Consider the following 17,796-nt stretch of genomic DNA (forward strand, 5'->3'; position numbering starts at 1 on the left):
AAGAAAATTGTTCTTACTTTTAGCCCTGACTTGTACTTACAAACGTTCGTTAAAAATACTTCCCACCGTAACGAAACCGACCACCCGTCGGTTTCCGGAGCCACCATGGATGGAAAGCGTCCCCGGGTCGTTCATATCAGCACGGCTCACCCGCCCTACGACCCCCGAATCGTCTACAAACAATGCCCTTCCCTGACGGAACGCTACGAAGTGTACTGCGCGCTTCCGGGTGCGGACCCGAAGGCTGCGCCGGGGATCCGGTTTATTCCGCTCCCCTACTATCGAAAGGTGATTCTGCGGTTTCTGATCACCTGCCCGCTGATCGTCTGGAGAACGATTCGTCTGCGCCCGAAGATCATTCACGTCTATGTGCCCGAGTTTCTGCCCTTTGCCTATCTCTACCAGGCCCTCGGAACCGTAGTGGTGTATGAAGTGCAGGAGAACCTGTACAAGAAGATGCACCTGAAGAAAGAGAATCGGGGATGGCTTTACCGGTGGCTTTTCCGCTGGTTCGACCAACGAGCCCGGCAGCACTTTAATCTGGTATTTACGGAACACGGTTATCTCAGTACGTATACCAACCTGAAAAGGCTCCACGCCGTGATCTATAATTTTCCGGCCCTTCCCTTTCTGGAGCCGTACCGGCGGCCCTACCGCCGGCCGTCCGAGCCGGTGGAATTTTTCTATATCGGCTGGCTGAGTTTCGAACGGGCCATCGACACGCTGCTGGAGGGGCTGGCCATTCTCAAATCCTATCATGCTGATTTTCGGGTCCATCTGTTCGGCCGGCCGCTGTTCGCAGCGGCCGAACTGGAAACGCTGCCGGCCTACCGGGCTGTTCGGGGCCACCTGGAGTTTTACGGGTATACGGACCAGCACCGGGCGATGTCCGTGGCGGCCCGGGCGGTGGCCGGTCTGGCCCTGCTGAAGCCGGTAGGCGATTACCCGGAATCCTATACCACGAAAATGTTCGAATACATGGCCCTCGGGCTGCCCGTTATCACCTCCGACTTCCCGCTGTACCGGGAGGTCGTGGAGACGCACCGCTGCGGCATCTGCCTCGACCCGTACGACCCGGTGGCGCTGGCGGACAGTCTTCGCCGGCTGATCGAGAACCCGCAGGAAGCCGAAGCGATGGGCAGACGGGGGCGCCAGGCCGCCGAAACCTGCTACAACTGGTCGACGGAAAAGGCCAAGCTGCTGAGTTTCTATAAATTAATTGAAAAAAAATAAGATATTTTGTCATTGTTCTAATTTTCAATACTACACCTTCCCGGAAATACTTAATTTTCCGTGTGGAATGGCCGAGTCCCATTCCCTTCTATTTCACAGTATGATGTATATTCATGCAGTTAGCCATTATCTTCCCACCGAAGTAGTTGGCAACGAACATTTTACGCAACTCAACGGATTGTCGAGCGAGTGGATTATCGAACGCACCGGAATTCAGGAACGCCGGAAGGCGGCTTCCGACGAAAATACGAACACGATGGCCCTGGAGGCCGTCCGGCGTCTGTTCGACCATTCGACGATCCAACCCTCAGAAATTGACCTGATAGTCGGCGCGACTTATACTCCCTACGATACCATCGTTACCCTGGCCCACGTGGTCCAGCACAATCTGGGGGTTCCTGATATCCCGGTGGTTTCCATTTCGACGGCCTGCTCGTCGCTCCTGAACGCCATCGAAGTGGTGGAGGGGTATTTTGCGATGAACAAGGCATCCATGGCCGTCGTGATCGTTTCGGAGCACAACACCGCCTATAACAACGAGCACGACACGGTTTCCGGCCACCTCTGGGGTGACGGGTCGGCGGCCATGCTGATTTCGAAGGAACGGCTGAGCGACGACGACATGACCATCCACACGCTCATCACGGGCGGGGCCGCCACCAGCGGGAAGGCCACCACCGGCGTCATGCTGAAGCCGCTCGAAAAGGGAGTGAGCATGCCGCACGGCCGGGACGTGTTCATCAACGCCTGCCAGTATATGCCCCGGGTCAGCCTTCAGGTCCTGGAAAAGCATAACCTGACGATCGACGACGTCGATTATCTGATTCCGCACCAGGCCAACCTTCGGATCAGCCTCAACGTCATCAATACGCTCAAACTGCCCGAGTCCAAACTCCTTTCGAATATTCAGAAGCTGGGAAATACCGGCTGTGCCGGCTGTGCGATCGCCCTGTCGGAAAACCGGAGTATCTTCAAAAAAGGCCAGAAGATCGTCATCACGGTATTCGGCGGGGGCTACTCGTTCGGAGCGATGCTGATCGAGGTGTAGGAGTTGGGGGTTAAGGCACTTAAGTGTTAGGGGTTGGATCACCCCGGCGTTTTTTGTCATCCCGACGCAGGAGGGATCTTGTGCTTCGGCGTTCGGTCAGATGGATTATTGGGCCACAAGATCCCTCGTTCCTCGGGATGACAAAAATCGGCTGCCCCTTCAGTTCGTTGTCGTGGCGGCCGGGGCGCCGGGGTTTTTCCAGGAGTTGTTCTTCGGATTGATGTCCGGCAGCTTTTCGTCGGGGTCGATGGTGACCGTCCGGATGGGGGCGGTCGTGGACTGGCGGAACGACCAGGTGCCGCCCCGCTGCCAGACTTCCACCGGCAGGTTGACGCGGGTTTTCTTACCGCCCACTTCTTCCACTTCCACCGTGACGGGCATGGCCCATTTCTCCAGATTTTCGATGGTGATCACGGAGCCCTTCTGCGGGTCCTGGTCCACGTAGCGAACGTCTTTCACCGACTGGTCCAGCTTCCAGGTCTCATAGAAATAGCCGCGCCAGAACCAGCCCAGGTCTTCACCGGCCGCATCCTCCATCGTCCGGAAGAAATCGTACGGCGTGGGGTGTTTGAACGCCCAGCGGTGCACGTAGGTCCTGAAGGCATAATCGAACCGTTTCGGCCCCAGCACCACCTCCCGCAGCAGCTTCAGGCCCATGCCGGGCTTGTAATATCCCATGATGCCGAGGTGTTTCGACTGGAGCACGTCGGGTGTGGTCATGATCGGTTCCTCGATGTTGAACAGGGCCGGGGCGATGTCGTGCATCGTCGCCTTCTCGCGGTTGTATTCGCCGTTGTTGAAATTCTGTGTCGAAAGGATGTTGATGAAGGTGTTGAAGCCCTCGTCCATCCAGGCATACTTGCGCTCGTTGTTGCCGACGATCATCGGGAACCAGTTGTGTCCGAACTCGTGATCGGTGACGCCCCAGAGGGCCTCCTTCTTGTCACGGTGTTCACAGAAGATGATGCCGGGGTACTCCATCCCGCCGACGATGCCGGCCACGTTCGTAGCGACCGGATAGCTGTATTCAAACAGATACTTCGAATAGAACTCGATACACCCCTTGACGTATTCGGTCGAGCGGTTCCAGGAGTCGCCGGTGGCGCTTTCCACCGGATACGCCGACATCGCCAGCGCTTTTTTTCCACTGGGCAGATTGATGCGGGCCGCGTCCCAGACAAAGGCTTTGGAGGTGGCCCACGCCACATCACGGGCGCTCTGGCAGCGGAAACGCCACGTCAGCCGGCCGGACTGTTTCGGGCGGCTCTCCGGGCTGGTCACCTCGTCTTTGCCGCGAAGCAGTACCGTCTTGTCGCTGTTGCGGGCCTGCGCCAGCCGCTTCTGCTGCTCGGCGGTCAGCACATCCTGCGGGTTCAGCAGTTCACCCGAGCCGACCACGATGTGATTCCAGGGCACATTGATCGCATATTCGAAATCGCCGTAGTCGAGGTAAAACTCGCCGGCGCCGAGGTAAGGCAGGACATTCCAGCCCTCGATGTCGTCGTACACGCACATACGGGGGTACCACTGGGCGATTTCGTAGATGATCCCGTTGCGGGTGGGCTGCATGCCCATGCGGTCGGAACCGTATGCCGGTATTTTAAACGAGTAGGTAATCTTCAGTTTAACCACGTCCCCGCCCGGTTTGAGCGGTTCGGAGAGCCGTACCTGCATCCGGGTGTCGGTGATGACGTAGTCGGCAGCAGCCTTGTTTTTACCTTCTTCCACCGTAACCGACTGGATGACGTATCCGCCGTCGAAGCCCTGGTTCCCGAAGCGGCCGCCCCGCACCGGCGTGGTTTTGGTAGCCCGGGACGTATCGGCGAAGGCATTCTGATCGAGCTGAAGCCACAGGAAAGGCAGGGCCTCGGGGCTGTTGTTCTTATAGGTAATCTCGACCTCTCCGCTCAGTACGTTCGTTTCATCGTCCAGACTGACGCTGATCCGATAGTCGGCACGGTTCTGCCAGTAGCGGGGGCCGGGTGCTCCGCTGCCCGACCGGTAGTCGTTTCCGGGCTGCATGTTGAACAGCGGGTGAAATAATTCGTGCGGGTCGTATTTGGAGGTGCCTCCGGACTGGGCCCAGGCGCCGAAGCCCGAACACAGTACGCCTACCCACAATAGGAGTTTGTTCATGAAGGTAATGTTGAAAACAGGTAGTTGAAAGGCGTACAAATTACAACTTTTCAGGGAATTATATTGAACTCCTTATCCTGTGCGCTTCCCTAAAAAATGTTAAAACAGCCGTGATGCCAGGGCGCCCTTGGCCAGCAGGTCCTGACGGATGAGCAGGTAGCTTCCGGGCTCCGGGGTTTTGACGCGAACGAAGCCGTCGGACTCGGCCCGGGTCAGGAAAGCCGAGAAACCCGAGTCCCTGGCAAAATACTTCTGCATGTCCCTGGTCATCAGGATGAAGTTGACCTCATGTTCCCGCAGGAACGTGGTGAAGTCGCTGTTGGGCGGATACAGTTCGACCCGGACCCAGCGCGGAGACTGCTCCTGTCCGTACAGGAAGACCCGGTACCACTCGCGCTCCAGCGACGAGACGGTCCCTCTCAGGGACAGGGAACGGATAAACCGGATGTTGTCGGCCACGGGCGTCGGAGCCGGCACCTGCCGCCGGACGGACTGGTAGATCACCCAAACCGCCATCAAAGCCGTCAGGCCAGCCACCCGGACCGGAGTCCGGATGGGCCGGATCTGAATGTTCTTCAGAAAAAAAGCCGCCACGGTCAGCAGGCCGACCGCATGAAAGTAGAGGTAGTGAATACGGGGATACACCAGTATCACCGATACCAGGGAGGGAAAAAGCAGCAGGAACAGCGCCAGTTCCCGGCTGGTCAGCTTCCGGGCGCCGGCCGACCACTGCCGGAAGGTGGCCGGCCAGTTGATCAGCAACCCGGCGACGACCGCAAAGAGAGCCGCCAGAATCCATTTCCGGTAGGGCGAAGTCAGGTACGTCAGCGGAGTGTCGAACAGGACGCCGGTCATGACCCGGACTTCCTCCCGCAGCGTGTGAACGAAGTTGGTCCAGAAATGCCGGATCACCAGACCCGGTTCGGCCCGGAAGGCGTCGCTCATCGACTGCACGTCGCTGCCGAACACGTCGGCAATCAGCCGGAACTGGTCCACGATCGGAATATTGACGGGATGGTTGTGCCAGGTGTTATAATTGATGCTGAAGTGCTGCACGAAGGCGTCGAAGCTCCGGTTCCCTTCCGACAGCGGATTGCCGAACACCACCAGCATGACCACGATCAGCGCGGCCACCCCGGCCAGCCCGACCAGACCCATCCGGGTAGCTTCTCCTCTCCGGCGGAAGTACGGCACGAAAAACAGGCCCAGGGCAATCCCGCAGGCAATCAGCATCGTGACGTAGAACTCCGGCCGGACATAGGCGCAGACCAGCGCCGTCAGAGCCGTGATCAGCATCACCGCCTGGGCAGACCATCGTCGGGACTGGACGACACAGAGGCCCGCCAGGATCAGACAGAGCGTGAAAGCCGAAATCCGGGGATCGAGCAGCACATTGAGGCTCGAAAATTGAAAACAGAGGGCGCAGAACAGACTGACCAGAAAGCCCGACCGGCGCAGGTACAGATACAGGAACAGCAAAACCCCGCTCAGAAGGATCAGCAGCTGCCAGTTCAGGTAAAACTGATCGAGCGTATCGCCGGTGAAAACTCCCAGAAACCGGTACCAGGCTGCATATAGAGAGCCCCACTGGGCCAGTTTCGGATCGGGCGGAAAGGTGTAGGTCAGACCGGAATAGAGATAGGTCATCTCATCGCCGAACAGGACATCGTACCGTTGCTTCAGGTTGAAGGTCAGGGCAATGCCGGACACCGTCATGAACAAAATACCGGCCAGTTTCCAGGTCAGTCCGTTTCTCATGCTTTCGTGGCTAAGGCTTCGTACAGGATTTCGGCCGGGTGCTTCGCTTTCCGCTGGGTGCCGTCCTTGATCTGGTGGCGGCAGCTGGTACCGGCCGCGGCAATGATGACGTCTTCCGGTTGCCGGCGGACCGTCGGGAACAGCACCAGCTCCCCGATTTTCATGGAAACTTCATAATGCTCGGCTTCGTAGCCGAAGGAGCCGGCCATGCCGCAGCAGCCCGACGGAATCAGGTGAACGGTAAAGTTTTCGGGCAGCGACAGCATCTTCTTCGACGGCACGAGCGACGACACGGCTTTCTGCTGGCAGTGACCGTGCAGCTTGATGAGCCGTTTTTCGGTCGTGAAGGCTTCTTTCCGGATGGCTCCCCGGTCGATTTCGCGGGCCATGAACTCCTCGAACGTCAGCGCACTTTCGGCGATTCGCCGGGCGTCGTTCAGCAGGGATTCGTCCACCAGGTCCGGGTATTCGTCACGGAAGGTCAGCAGGGCCGACGGCTCGATCCCAACCAGGGGCGTTTCCGTCGTAATCAGGTCTTTCAGCATCCGGACGTTTTTCTCGGCGATCCGCTTCGCCTGCCGCAGCAGTCCTTTCGACAGGGCCGCCCGGCCGCTTTCCTCATGCTCCGGCAGAATCACTTCATACCCAAGCTTTTCCAGCAGCAGAATGGCCTTCTGCCCGACCTCGACATCGTTATAATTCGTAAACTCATCGCAGAACAGATACACTTTCCGCAGGCCCGCATCAGCGGCCGGCTTCCGGTTTCCGGCCCACTTCCGGAGCGTCGTCCGATGAAGCAGCGGCATCGTGCGGTCGGGGTGAAAACCGATCACCCGGTTGGCGATCCGGCGCAGGGATTCGGTTCCCAGAACGGCGTTGTAGACCCAGGGAACCAGCGAAGCCAGACCCGACAGGTCGGCGAAATTGGCGATGAGCCGGCTGCGCAGCGGAACGCCGTTGGCATCGTGATAGTGCTGGAGAAATTCCATCTTCAGCTTGGCCACGTCGACGTTCGACGGGCATTCGGACTTGCAGCCCTTGCAGGCCAGGCAGAGGTCGTAAACGTCCTTGATTTCTTCGTGGTCGAAGCGGTTTTCCTTTGGCGAATGCGTCAGCATCTCGCGCAGGATGTTGGCCCGGCCGCGGGTGGTTTCCTTTTCGTTGCGGGTCGCCATGTAACTGGGGCACATGGTGCCGCCCGACAGATGGGTTTTGCGGCAGTCGCCGGAGCCGTTGCACTGCTCGGCGTGTTGCAGAATGGTCTGATCGTGAAAGCGGAAGACGGTGTCGAATCCGGGCGTTTTCTGACCGGCCTCGTACCGCAGGAACGTATCCATCGGGGGTGTCTCGACGATCTTGCCGGGGTTAAAGATGCCGTACGGGTCCCAGGTCTGTTTGATCTGCCGCATCAGCTCGTAATTCTTCGGCCCGACCATCAGCGGGATGAATTCACCCCGAAGGCGACCGTCGCCGTGTTCGCCGGACAGCGAGCCGTCGTATTTCTTCACCAGCCGGGCGATTTCCTCCGCGATCAGGCGGTATTGCCGGTGGCCTTCTTCCGTCTTCAGGTTGATGATGGGCCGCAGGTGCAGCTCGCCCGAACCCGCGTGGGCGTAATGCACCGACGACATCCCGTGTTTCGCCAGAATCTGGTTGAAGTCCCGGATGTAGTCCGGCAGGTCGCGGACGTCGACGGCGGTATCCTCGATCACCGCGACGGCTTTTTCATCCCCGGGCATATTCCCCAGCAGCCCCAGACCCGCTTTCCGCAGCGCCCAGACCATTTTGGTTTCTTCGCCGAACAGGACCGGAAAATGGTATCCCAGCCCGGCCTCCCGCATTTCGGCTTCCAGAGCGGCCGCCGACCGAAGCACGTCCTCCCGGTTGTCGCTGCCCAGTTCCACCACCAGGATCGCTCCCGGATCGCCCTGAACGAAGAAGCGGTTTTTCCGGTACAGGAGGTTGTCTTTGGTACAATCCAGAATGTAATGGTCGATCAGTTCCACCGCCCGGGGCCGGTATTTCAGCGCAATCAGGTTGGCATGAAGCGACTCCTCGATGGTATTGAAGTGGATGCAGACCAGCCCCAGTTCTTTCGGCGGGAGTGGAACCACGTTCAGTTTGATTTCGGTCAGGAAGCAGAGCGTTCCCTCCGAGCCGGCAATCAGCTTGCAGAGGTTGAAGGGTTCGGTGCCGGGCGTAAATACATCCGTTTCCAGAAGTTCGTCGAGGGCATATCCGGTATTCCGGCGCTCGATGGACCGTTTCGGAAACTGCCGCCGGATTTCTTCCTGGCTGGCCGGATCGGCCAGGATCTCGTTGGTTTTGAGGTAGATTTTGTCGAGCAGCGAGGCACTCCCGTTGTGGCGGGCGGCCGTCCCGATCAGGCTCTGATACTCGGCGGAAGCCAGCGGGCCGAATTCGGCTTCGCTCCCGTCGGCCAGCAGGGCTTTTACCGACAGCAGGTGCTCCCGCGTTGAACGATATACGACGGAATTCGATCCGCAGGAGTTATTGCCGACCATCCCGCCGATCATGGCCCGGTTGGCGGTGGAGGTTTCCGGCCCGAAATACAGGCCATACGGTTTCAGAAACAGGTTCAGTTCATCCCGAACGACGCCCGGCTGGACGCGAACCCAGCGTTCCTGCTCGTTCAGTTCCAGAATCTTCGTAAAGTATTTGGAAACGTCCACGACGATGCCGCTGCCCACCACCTGCCCGGCCAGGGAGGTGCCGGCCGTGCGCGGAATGAGCGAGGTCCGGTGTTCGCGGGCGAAGGCGATGAGCGTCCGTAGATCGTCGATTGATTTCGGAACGGCCACCGCCAGCGGCATTTCGCGGTAGGCCGAAGCATCGGTGGCGTAAAGAGTCCGTTGGGTAGTATCGGTGTGGAACTCGCCGTCCAGTCGGGTGGCCAGTTCCTGGAGTATCTCCTGCGTAATCATACTGACTGAGTTTCCGGTAGTTCGGTGTCGCCGGATCGACGGAATTCAGCCTTAAAGGTACGATTTTTTTTAGACAGGCGTAAGTCGGGGCCAAAGAGCCTGAATAGTAAAAAAATACAATTCACTGATGAGGCCGGTCATGGCGGCCCGCCTGCGGCCCGGTGGCTCGAACGGTTTGGAGCTACAATTACCAAAAGACCTAATTAAGTAACAATCAGTGTATAATATTGATTATAAAGGTAACAAATGATTTCCGGCTGACTCCAGACCTATAATTTGTATATGCAAAATATTTCCGGTATGGGTTTGTATTATCCAAATCTTTTATTGTAGTTTGCAGGCTGAGTTAAGGAGAAAAACTTATAAATCCCTGAAGATGTCGGCATTATATATTGCTTGCACAAACTATTATAGGTTTTAACCTTGACTTCCTTCGGATTATTTATCAGTAAACAGTTGTTCCACCAATTTTCTCAAGTTAACCTATGATGAAACTGTTTTTCTACTCTACACAGATTGCAGGTAGAGTACGTTCCGGTTTTTCCGGGCGGCAAAGCGGTAGTGAAAGGAACCCGAAGCCGTTGCTGACCCTGATCGCGTTCCTGCTGGGATTACAGCTGGCTTCGGCACAGGGACGCACCATTACGGGAACGGTCACGGCCGAGGACAAAAAAGTTCTGCCGGGAGCGACGGTCCAGGTGAAGGGAACCAACCGCGGCACGGCTACCGACGGAGACGGTCGGTATTCCCTCAGTGGCGTTCCGGAGAATGCTACCCTGGTATTCAGCTTCATCGGGATGGAAAGCCGGGAAGAAAAAGTCAACGACCGCCCCACCATCGACGTGGTGCTGATGACCGACACCAAACAGATCTCCGAAGTGGTCGTCATCGGTTATGGCACCCAGAAGGCCAAAGACGTAACGGGCGGGATCGTCGCCGTCAGCCCGAAAGACTTCAACCAGGGCGTCATTGCCTCGCCGGAGCAGCTGCTTCAGGGCCGGGCGGCCGGTGTCCAGATTACGCCGGCCAGCGGTGAACCCGGTTCGGGCGTCAACATCCAGATTCGGGGAACGGCTTCGCTGCGGAGCGGCAACAACCCGCTGTTCGTGATCGACGGCGTTCCGCTCGACGGCGGTGACGTCAGCTCGGGCGGGGTGGACTTCGGCGGAGGAGTAACGTCGGCCCGGAACCCGCTGACCTTCCTGAACCCGAACGACATCGAAAATATTTCGGTCCTGAAAGACGCTTCGGCCGCGGCCATCTACGGTTCGCGGGGCGCCAACGGCGTCGTGCTGATCACCACCCGCAAGGGAAAAGCCGGGCAGCCGGCGCTGAACTTCTCGGCCTCGACCAGTGTGTCGTCGGCCCTCAAGCGCTACGACCTGCTGAACCGGGATGAATTTCTCGCAGGCGTTAAAAAAGCCGGGGGCGATGCTTCCGCCATCGACAAAGGCGCCAACACCGACTGGCAGGACCAGATTCTGCGCACGGGTGTTTCCCAGAACTATAACCTCGGCTTCGGGGGAGGGAATGCCGCCACCCGATATTACTTCTCGCTCGGCTATGCCGACCAGCAGGGAATCGTCAGAAACTCCGCGATGCAGCGCCTGTCCGGCCGGATCAACGCCAGCCACAAGCTGTTCAACGAACGCGTCACCCTGGAGGCCAACGTCACCACTTCAGGTATTAAGGACAGCTACGTGCTGAACGGGAACGACGCCGGCTATCAGGGCAACCTGATCGGGGCCGCCATCCAGGCCAACCCGACCTACCCGGTCATGCAGGGCGACACGGCCTACTTCCAGCCGGGCGGTGACTTCCGGAACCCGGCGGCCATCCTGGCATACGACAACGACAAAGGCATGACCAACCGTACCTTAGCCAATGCCAGCGTGAGCTGGAAGATCATCGACGGCCTGACGGCCAAGGCCAACTTCGGTCTGGACAATTCCAGCGCCGTCCGCCGGACCGCCCTGGATTCGCGGCTGAATGCCGGTTTCAGTCTGAACACCTCCAGCAACACCACCTTTTCCGTCTATGGAAACGGCCTGGCGATCATTCAGAACCGGTACCGGAATTCCCGGCTGCTGGAGTACACGCTCAATTATAACCACAAGGTCGGCAGCGGGCAACTGGATGCTCTGGCCGGGTTCTCCTACCAGAAATTTCAGAACCAGGGCCATTTTATCAACGCCAGCTTTTTCTCGACCACTCAGGACAGGATCAATTACCTCGACAATATCGGGGCGGTCAATGCCGCCAAGCAGGCCGCCTTCGCCGGTGGCTCGGATCACAGCAGGAATGACCTTCAGTCGTTTTTCGGGCGGGTCAACTACGACATCAATGATAAGTATCTGCTGACTGCCACGCTGCGGGTCGACGGCTCCTCGCGCTTCGGGCTGAACAACAAATACGGTTCCTTCCCGTCCGTTGCGGCTGCCTGGCGTCTGTCCAATGAGGACTTCATCCCGAAAAAAGTGTTCGATGACCTGAAGCTCCGGCTCAACTACGGGATCACCGGCAACCAGGATTTCGAAGGTGGAGCCTCCAAGATCATCTTTCAGCTGAACAGCGACGGCTCGACAGTCCAGAAGAACAACCCCAATCCGGACATCAAATGGGAGGAAACCGTGGCCTACGGCGCCGGTCTGGACTTCTCGATCCTGAAGGGAAAACTGGCCGGAACGGTGGACTACTTCTACAAGTCGACGACCAACCAGTTATTCCAGGTCTTCTACGCGCAGCCTGCTCCGGTCACCTACAAATGGGTCAACCTGCCGGGCCATATCAACAATACCGGGGTCGAATTATCGCTCAGCTATCAGGCCATCCAGCGCGCCCGGTTCAACTGGGAGGTGCTTTACAATATGACCTTCCTGAAAAACAAGGTGACCGACTTCGGCAGCACGGTCGTTCCGACCGGTACGATCCACGGCCAGGGCCTCTCCGGCGCCTATGCTCAGGTCATCCGGGACGGGTACCCCATCTTTTCCTTCGTGATGCCGACCTTCACCGGATTCAACGAAAACGGGATTGCCACCTATGCGGACGGGGGCCGCTCAGCCATCCACGGCAGTCCGATTCCGAAAGTACGGCTGGGCCTGACCAACAATTTTACCTTCGGCAACTGGAGTGCCAGTCTCTTCTTCAACGGCCAGTTCGGCGGTTACATCTACAATAACACCGCCAATGCCCTGTTCCTGAAAGGGATTCTGAAAAATGGCCGGAACGTAACCAAAGAGGTCGCCGACAACGCGGAGAACCCGCTCAACCCCGGCTCCGTTTCGACCCGCTTCCTGGAGAAAAGCGACTTCGTCCGCCTGTCGAACGCCACGCTCAGCTACCGGGTTCCGATGCCGGCCCAGTCGTTCGCCAAGTCGCTGAGTATCGCGCTTACCGGGCAGAACCTGCTGCTTTTCAGCGACTACACGGGATTGGACCCCGAGGTGAATACCGTGAAGGTGTATAATAACATCCCCTCACTGGGTATCGACTATACGGCGTTTCCCACGGCCCGCACATTCACCCTGGGCGTCAACGTAGGCTTTTGATTCAGGAACTGATCTAACCACCTAACATTTCCATTCAATGAATTTTTCAACTTACCGGACCATTGGCCTGCTGGGTTCGTTTCTGCTGGTCGGCACTTTCGGCTGCACGGACCTGGACGATACGGTTTTAGGCAATATTTCGGCTTCGGAGGTAACCGAGGGCGGAACAAAAATCGACCCGAACGGCGCCCTGCAGGGGGCTTATGCCGCCCTGAACAACATCGCAGCGGCTCCCGACAAGACGTTTGCCATGGAAGAACACCCTTCCGACGAGATGATGGGACCGACGCGCGGAACCGACTGGGACGACTTCGGAACCTGGCGCAAACTGCACCAGCATACCTGGACGCCGGACCACAACCAGATTACCAACGCCTGGGACGACCTGAACTCGGGCATCTTCAAGGCGACGCAGGCCATCTCGGCCGCCGGCAGCAACAACCAGATCAAGGCGGAAGCGAGTTTTCTCCGGGCGTTCTTTATGTTCTACGTCGTGGACCTGTACGGCCAGGTACCCTTCCGGGAAGTAAACGAAAATGCCGAGGCCAACCCGAAGGTCTTCACCCGCTCGCAGGCCGTCGACTACCTGATCAAGGACCTGGAATTTGCCGTCGCCAATCTGGGGACCAACCCACCCAACAAGGCAACCAAGGAAGCCGCTCAGTTTCTGCTGGCCAAGGTATATCTGAACAAGGCCGTGTATAAGCAGGACCCCTCGAATCCGGCCGGACCGTTCACCTTCGCCAGGGAAGACATGGACAAGGTCATCGAGTACGGCAACGCCGTCATCAAATCCGGGAAGTTCGCTCTCCAGCCGTCGGGCAAATACTTCGATAATTTCCACCCGGAAAATTCGACCCGCTCGAAGGAGTTGATCTTCACCATTGCCAACGACCGCACGGCTCAGCCGGGCAACGTCCGGACCCGCTACTACATGACGCTGCACTATAATCAGAAGCCAAGCAGCTGGAACGGATTTACGACCCTTTCGGAATTCTATAACAGCTTCGACAAAAAGGACGAACGGCTGGGAGCCGCCATTCCCGGCATCACGGACGTGATCGGAACCCGGGCCGGCTTCCTCGTCGGACAGCAGAACGACGAAAAAGGCAACCCGCTCAAAACCCGCAACGGGTCCCCGCTGGCCTACACTCCCAACGTCAACCTGGGCTACGCGACGGAAGCCGAGGGCATCCGGGTGATCAAATACCAGCCCGAACCCGGTTTTCTCGACAGCCCGCAGAATGATTACGTCTTCTTCCGCTACGCCGACCTGCTGCTGATGAAAGCCGAAGCCATCATGCGCGGGGGCAAGGATCCCATGGGCGAAACGACCGAAGCCATCGTGAACAACCTCCGCAAAACCCGCGGGGTAGGCCCGAAAAACCCGGTCGATGCCAAGGCGATGCTCGCCGAACGGGGATATGAGCTCTACTGGGAAGGCTGGCGCCGGAATGACCAGATCCGGTTCGGAACTTTCCTCGACCCGGTCGACCAGCGGCCGCAGAAATCACCTGCTACCGCCGTGCTGTTCCCGATCCCGCAACGGGCCATCGACAGTAATCCCAACCTGAGACAGAATCCGGGTTATTAGACCCTCCTGCCCCACCATCGGCCACCCCCGTTCCGACCCGGAACGGGGGTTTTTGTTTTTCCCCGCAGCCGGCCCGGGAACCCGAGATAGAGTATAAATTTTCTAAGATCAAGAAAGAACATACTTATTACCTACGATAATATACGCAAAAATTATTGCCGTTAATATTTTGTATAATAATTACAAATAATAGTATCTTGCCGAATACGGACAGGATTGTGTTCTATAAATTCTCAGGAGGATGCTAATTACTTGGCAAAGAGCCGTTTCCCCAAATTTCATTTTGCCTTTAGCGAACCTGGCCGGGTATAAACTCCTTCGGCTTTAGAGGACCGGTTTCTGATCCTGCTAACCATTCAATTCTTTTCACTAATCCTAATTGATTGTAACCTATGATGAATCAATCTCTCCGATTCAATCATTCAAGTCACGGAATGGGTCGGGCCAGGGGTTTCCGGGGACGACAGGCCCACGGGCACGGTTTGTTACCTGCCTTCCTGCTGTCTTTCGCCTTCATTCTCTGCCTGGGCCTCAGCCAGGCATTCGCCCAGGACCGCACCGTTACCGGAACGGTCACTTCGGCGGAAGACAGGGTAGGTCTGCCCGGTGTGACGGTCCAGCTGAAAGGAACGACCCGGGGTACCACCACCGATGCGGACGGGAAATACACCCTGTCCAACGTTCCCGACAACGCCACCCTCGTGTACAGCTTCATCGGTCTGACGACCCAGGAAGTGCCGGTCGGTAACCGCTCCACGGTCGACGTCGCTCTGTCTGCCGACACCAAGTCGCTGGAAGAAGTGGTCGTTGTCGGATACGGTACCGCCAAACGGAAAGACCTGACGGGTTCCGTCCAGCAGGTAACGGCCAAGGAATTCAACCCGGGTATCATTCCGAACCCGCTTCAGGCCATCCAGGGGAAAGTAGCCGGTCTGGTCATCACGCTGCCTTCGGGTGACCCCAACCAGGCTCCGACGGTCCGTCTGCGGGGTTACACCTCGCTGGCCGGCGGCAGCGATCCGCTGTATGTGGTCGATGGAGTGATCGGTGTTCCTATTCAGACGGTTTCACCCCAGGATATCGAATCCATGGACGTTCTGAAGGACGCTTCTGCCGCGGCTATCTACGGATCACGGGCCGCCAACGGCGTCATCATCGTGACGACCAAGCGCGGAAAATCGGGCCGGACGACGGTCAGCTTCAACAACTACGTCGGGGTCGAAACCATCTCCAAAAGCCTGGATCTGCTCGATGCGGCCGGCTACCGCGACGCGGTTACGAAGCTGAAAGGCGCCAACAACATTACGGCCGACAAAATCCGCTTCCCGGCCGGCAACTACGATACCGACTGGGTGAAGGAAATCACGCGCACCGGTTTCACCAACAACCACGATCTGGCGATTTCGGGCGGTTCGAACACCTTCAGCTACCGGGGTTCCCTCAACTACATCAACCGGGAAGGGATCATCAAGAACACCGGCTTCGGACGGCTCACGGCCCGGATCAACCTGGACCAGAAGGCGCTCGACAACCGTCTGAACATTCAGTATAACCTGACCGCTACGAACACGAACTCCAAACTGAACGACGACGGGATCATCGCCCGGGCCGTGACGTTCCTGCCGACTCTCCCGGTGCGCGACCCGACGGGTGCGAACAACATCGGCGGCTATTACGAGGTAGGGGGTAGCTTCGACCTGTTCAACCCGGTAGCGATGCTGGAAAACCAGAAGTTCGATCAGCAGAAACGACTCATCATCGGGGGCGTCAACCTGCGGTATGAAATCCTCGACGGTCTGACCCTCGGCGTAAACGGTGCCTTCCAGAACGAAAATACCGACGAGAGCCGCTTCCGTGATCGCAGCGTCAAAGCCTTCCAGACGACCAATGGGGAAGCCTTCCGCAAATCCGACCAGACCAACAACAAACTGGTCGAACTGACCGCTACCTATACGAAGGGATTCGGGCAGAACAACAGCAACTTCTCCCTGCTGGGTGGTTATTCTTACCAGAACATCGTTTATGACGGCTTCCAGGCCCGCAACACGCAGTTCCTGACCAGCTCGGTTTCCTACAACAACCTGGGGCTGGGTGCCGGAACGCTGCTGAGTCCGGGGTCGAACTACGCCACTTCGTACCGGAACGCCACGACCCTGGCTTCCTTCTTCGGCCGGGGAACGGTGAACCTGAACGACAAGTACAACGTGACGGCCACCATCCGCTACGACGGCAGCTCTAAGTTCGGGGCCAACAACAAGTGGGGTACGTTCCCGTCCATCGCCGGGGGCTGGACGATCACCAACGAGGACTTCTTCCCGAAATCGACGACGCTCAACTACCTGAAACTGCGCGTGGGCTGGGGCCAGACCGGTAACTCGGAAGGTCTGAAGCCGTACCAGTCTCTCCAGCTGTATGGCCAGAAAGGAACCTACTACGACGGCAGCGTGGGCGACTTCCTGCCGGGTTACGGGATTACGCAGAACGCCAACCCGAACCTGAAGTGGGAGATTCTGTCCACCACCAACGTCGGTCTGGACTTCCAGCTGCTCAACGGCCGGTTCTCCGGTACGGTGGAGTATTACAACAAAACCACGAAGGACATGCTGTACCGCTACTCGGTACCGGCCGACGGGGTGAAATACTTCACGAACTTTATCTGGGCCAACGTCGGGACGATGCGTAACCGCGGATTCGAGCTCTCGTTCGGTGGCGACATCATCCAGAAGGAAAACTTCAGCTGGACGTCCCGGATCGTGGGTGCCTATAACAAGAACACCATCGTGAACCTGAAGAGCGACGAATTCGACTCCGGTCTGATCCGCTTCAACGCCTTCGGGGGCCGGGGTCTATCCGACGTATTCGCTTCTTACCTGTGGCCGGGCCGTCCGCTGGGCGAGTTCAACAACGTGCCGACGTTCGTGGGTTATACCCAGGACGGCAAGGTGCTGCTGAAGCCCGGTTCGGGCGACCAGCCGACGACCGACGTCAGCAAGGCCGATGCCGCCGTGGCGATCAACAACCAGAACCCGATCAACCAGGGCAACCCGCAGCCGTTCCTGACCGGCTCGTTCATCAACACGTTCGTTTACAAGAACTTCGACCTGAACTTCCAGCTGCGCGGGAGCTTCGGCAACAAGATCCTGAACAACCTGCGTTCCAACCTGCTGATCCCGGGATCGATTCTGGAAACGAACATGCTGAACGGCGTGGCCGACCTGCCCGCCGGCTACGGCACGAACGTTCTGTCGACTTACTGGCTGGAAAGCGGCACCTTCGCCCGTCTGGACAACTGGCAGCTTGGCTACAACATCCGTACGACCAGCAAGTACCTCTCCGCAGCCCGTATCTACATCGGTGGGAACAACCTGTTCACCCTGACCAAATACAAAGGCGTCGATCCGGAACTTCAGGTGAAAGCGGACCTGCAGAACGAAAGCCAGGCACCGAACAATATCGGGATGGACTTCAGCAACATTTATCCGAAGACCCGTTCGTTCCAGCTGGGTGTCAACCTGACGTTTTAATCAACGC

Annotated in this window: 8 protein-coding genes; 5 read left to right on the plus strand and 3 right to left on the minus strand. The window is 57.9% G+C overall.

Translation table 11 applies throughout. From position 1 onward, the window contains the following. The first annotated feature begins 105 nt into the window (after positions 1–105). Together DX909_RS18210 and DX909_RS18215 are read left to right on the plus strand one after the other, a co-directional pair. Positions 106–1,233: a glycosyltransferase gene (locus DX909_RS18210; RefSeq protein WP_128546693.1), complete on the plus strand. Its 1,128-nt coding sequence runs from the start codon at positions 106–108 to the stop codon at positions 1,231–1,233. 103 nt (positions 1,234–1,336) lie between these two features. Continuing rightward, positions 1,337–2,281, plus strand: coding sequence for a 3-oxoacyl-ACP synthase III family protein (locus tag DX909_RS18215; protein WP_128546694.1), 945 nt, complete (start codon positions 1,337–1,339; stop codon positions 2,279–2,281). 159 nt (positions 2,282–2,440) lie between these two features. On the opposite strand, the gene DX909_RS18220 is transcribed toward DX909_RS18215, so the two are convergent. From DX909_RS18220 to DX909_RS18230, 3 genes are all read right to left on the minus strand, one after another. Then, positions 2,441–4,417 (minus strand): M1 family metallopeptidase, encoded by a 1,977-nt coding sequence (locus DX909_RS18220; protein WP_128546628.1) that lies wholly within the window; start codon positions 4,415–4,417, stop codon positions 2,441–2,443. A gap of 99 nt (positions 4,418–4,516) precedes the next feature. Beyond that, positions 4,517–6,175, minus strand: coding sequence for a hypothetical protein (locus DX909_RS18225; protein WP_128546629.1), 1,659 nt, complete (start codon positions 6,173–6,175; stop codon positions 4,517–4,519). Next, entirely contained in the window at positions 6,172–9,120 is a 2,949-nt protein-coding gene (locus DX909_RS18230) for an FAD-binding and (Fe-S)-binding domain-containing protein (protein ID WP_128546630.1), read from the minus strand. Before DX909_RS18230 ends, DX909_RS18225 begins: the two co-directional genes overlap by 4 nt. A gap of 581 nt (positions 9,121–9,701) precedes the next feature. Between DX909_RS18230 and DX909_RS18235 the strand changes: the two genes are divergently transcribed. The 3 genes from DX909_RS18235 (at position 9,702) to DX909_RS18245 (ending at position 17,789) form a co-directional block, all read left to right on the plus strand. After that, a complete protein-coding gene (locus DX909_RS18235) occupies positions 9,702–12,671 on the plus strand; it encodes a SusC/RagA family TonB-linked outer membrane protein (protein ID WP_229311100.1) in 2,970 nt (989 codons plus the stop codon). A 37-nt stretch (positions 12,672–12,708) separates the two neighbouring features. Beyond that, positions 12,709–14,265, plus strand: coding sequence for a RagB/SusD family nutrient uptake outer membrane protein (locus tag DX909_RS18240; protein ID WP_128546631.1), 1,557 nt, complete (start codon positions 12,709–12,711; stop codon positions 14,263–14,265). A gap of 434 nt (positions 14,266–14,699) precedes the next feature. After that, complete coding sequence (locus DX909_RS18245) at positions 14,700–17,789, plus strand: SusC/RagA family TonB-linked outer membrane protein (RefSeq protein ID WP_229311101.1); 3,090 nt, start codon at positions 14,700–14,702, stop codon at positions 17,787–17,789. The last annotated feature ends 7 nt before the right edge of the window (positions 17,790–17,796 follow it).

It is taken from the genome of Larkinella soli (assembly GCF_003703975.1).
Lineage (GTDB): Bacteria > Bacteroidota > Bacteroidia > Cytophagales > Spirosomataceae > Larkinella > Larkinella soli.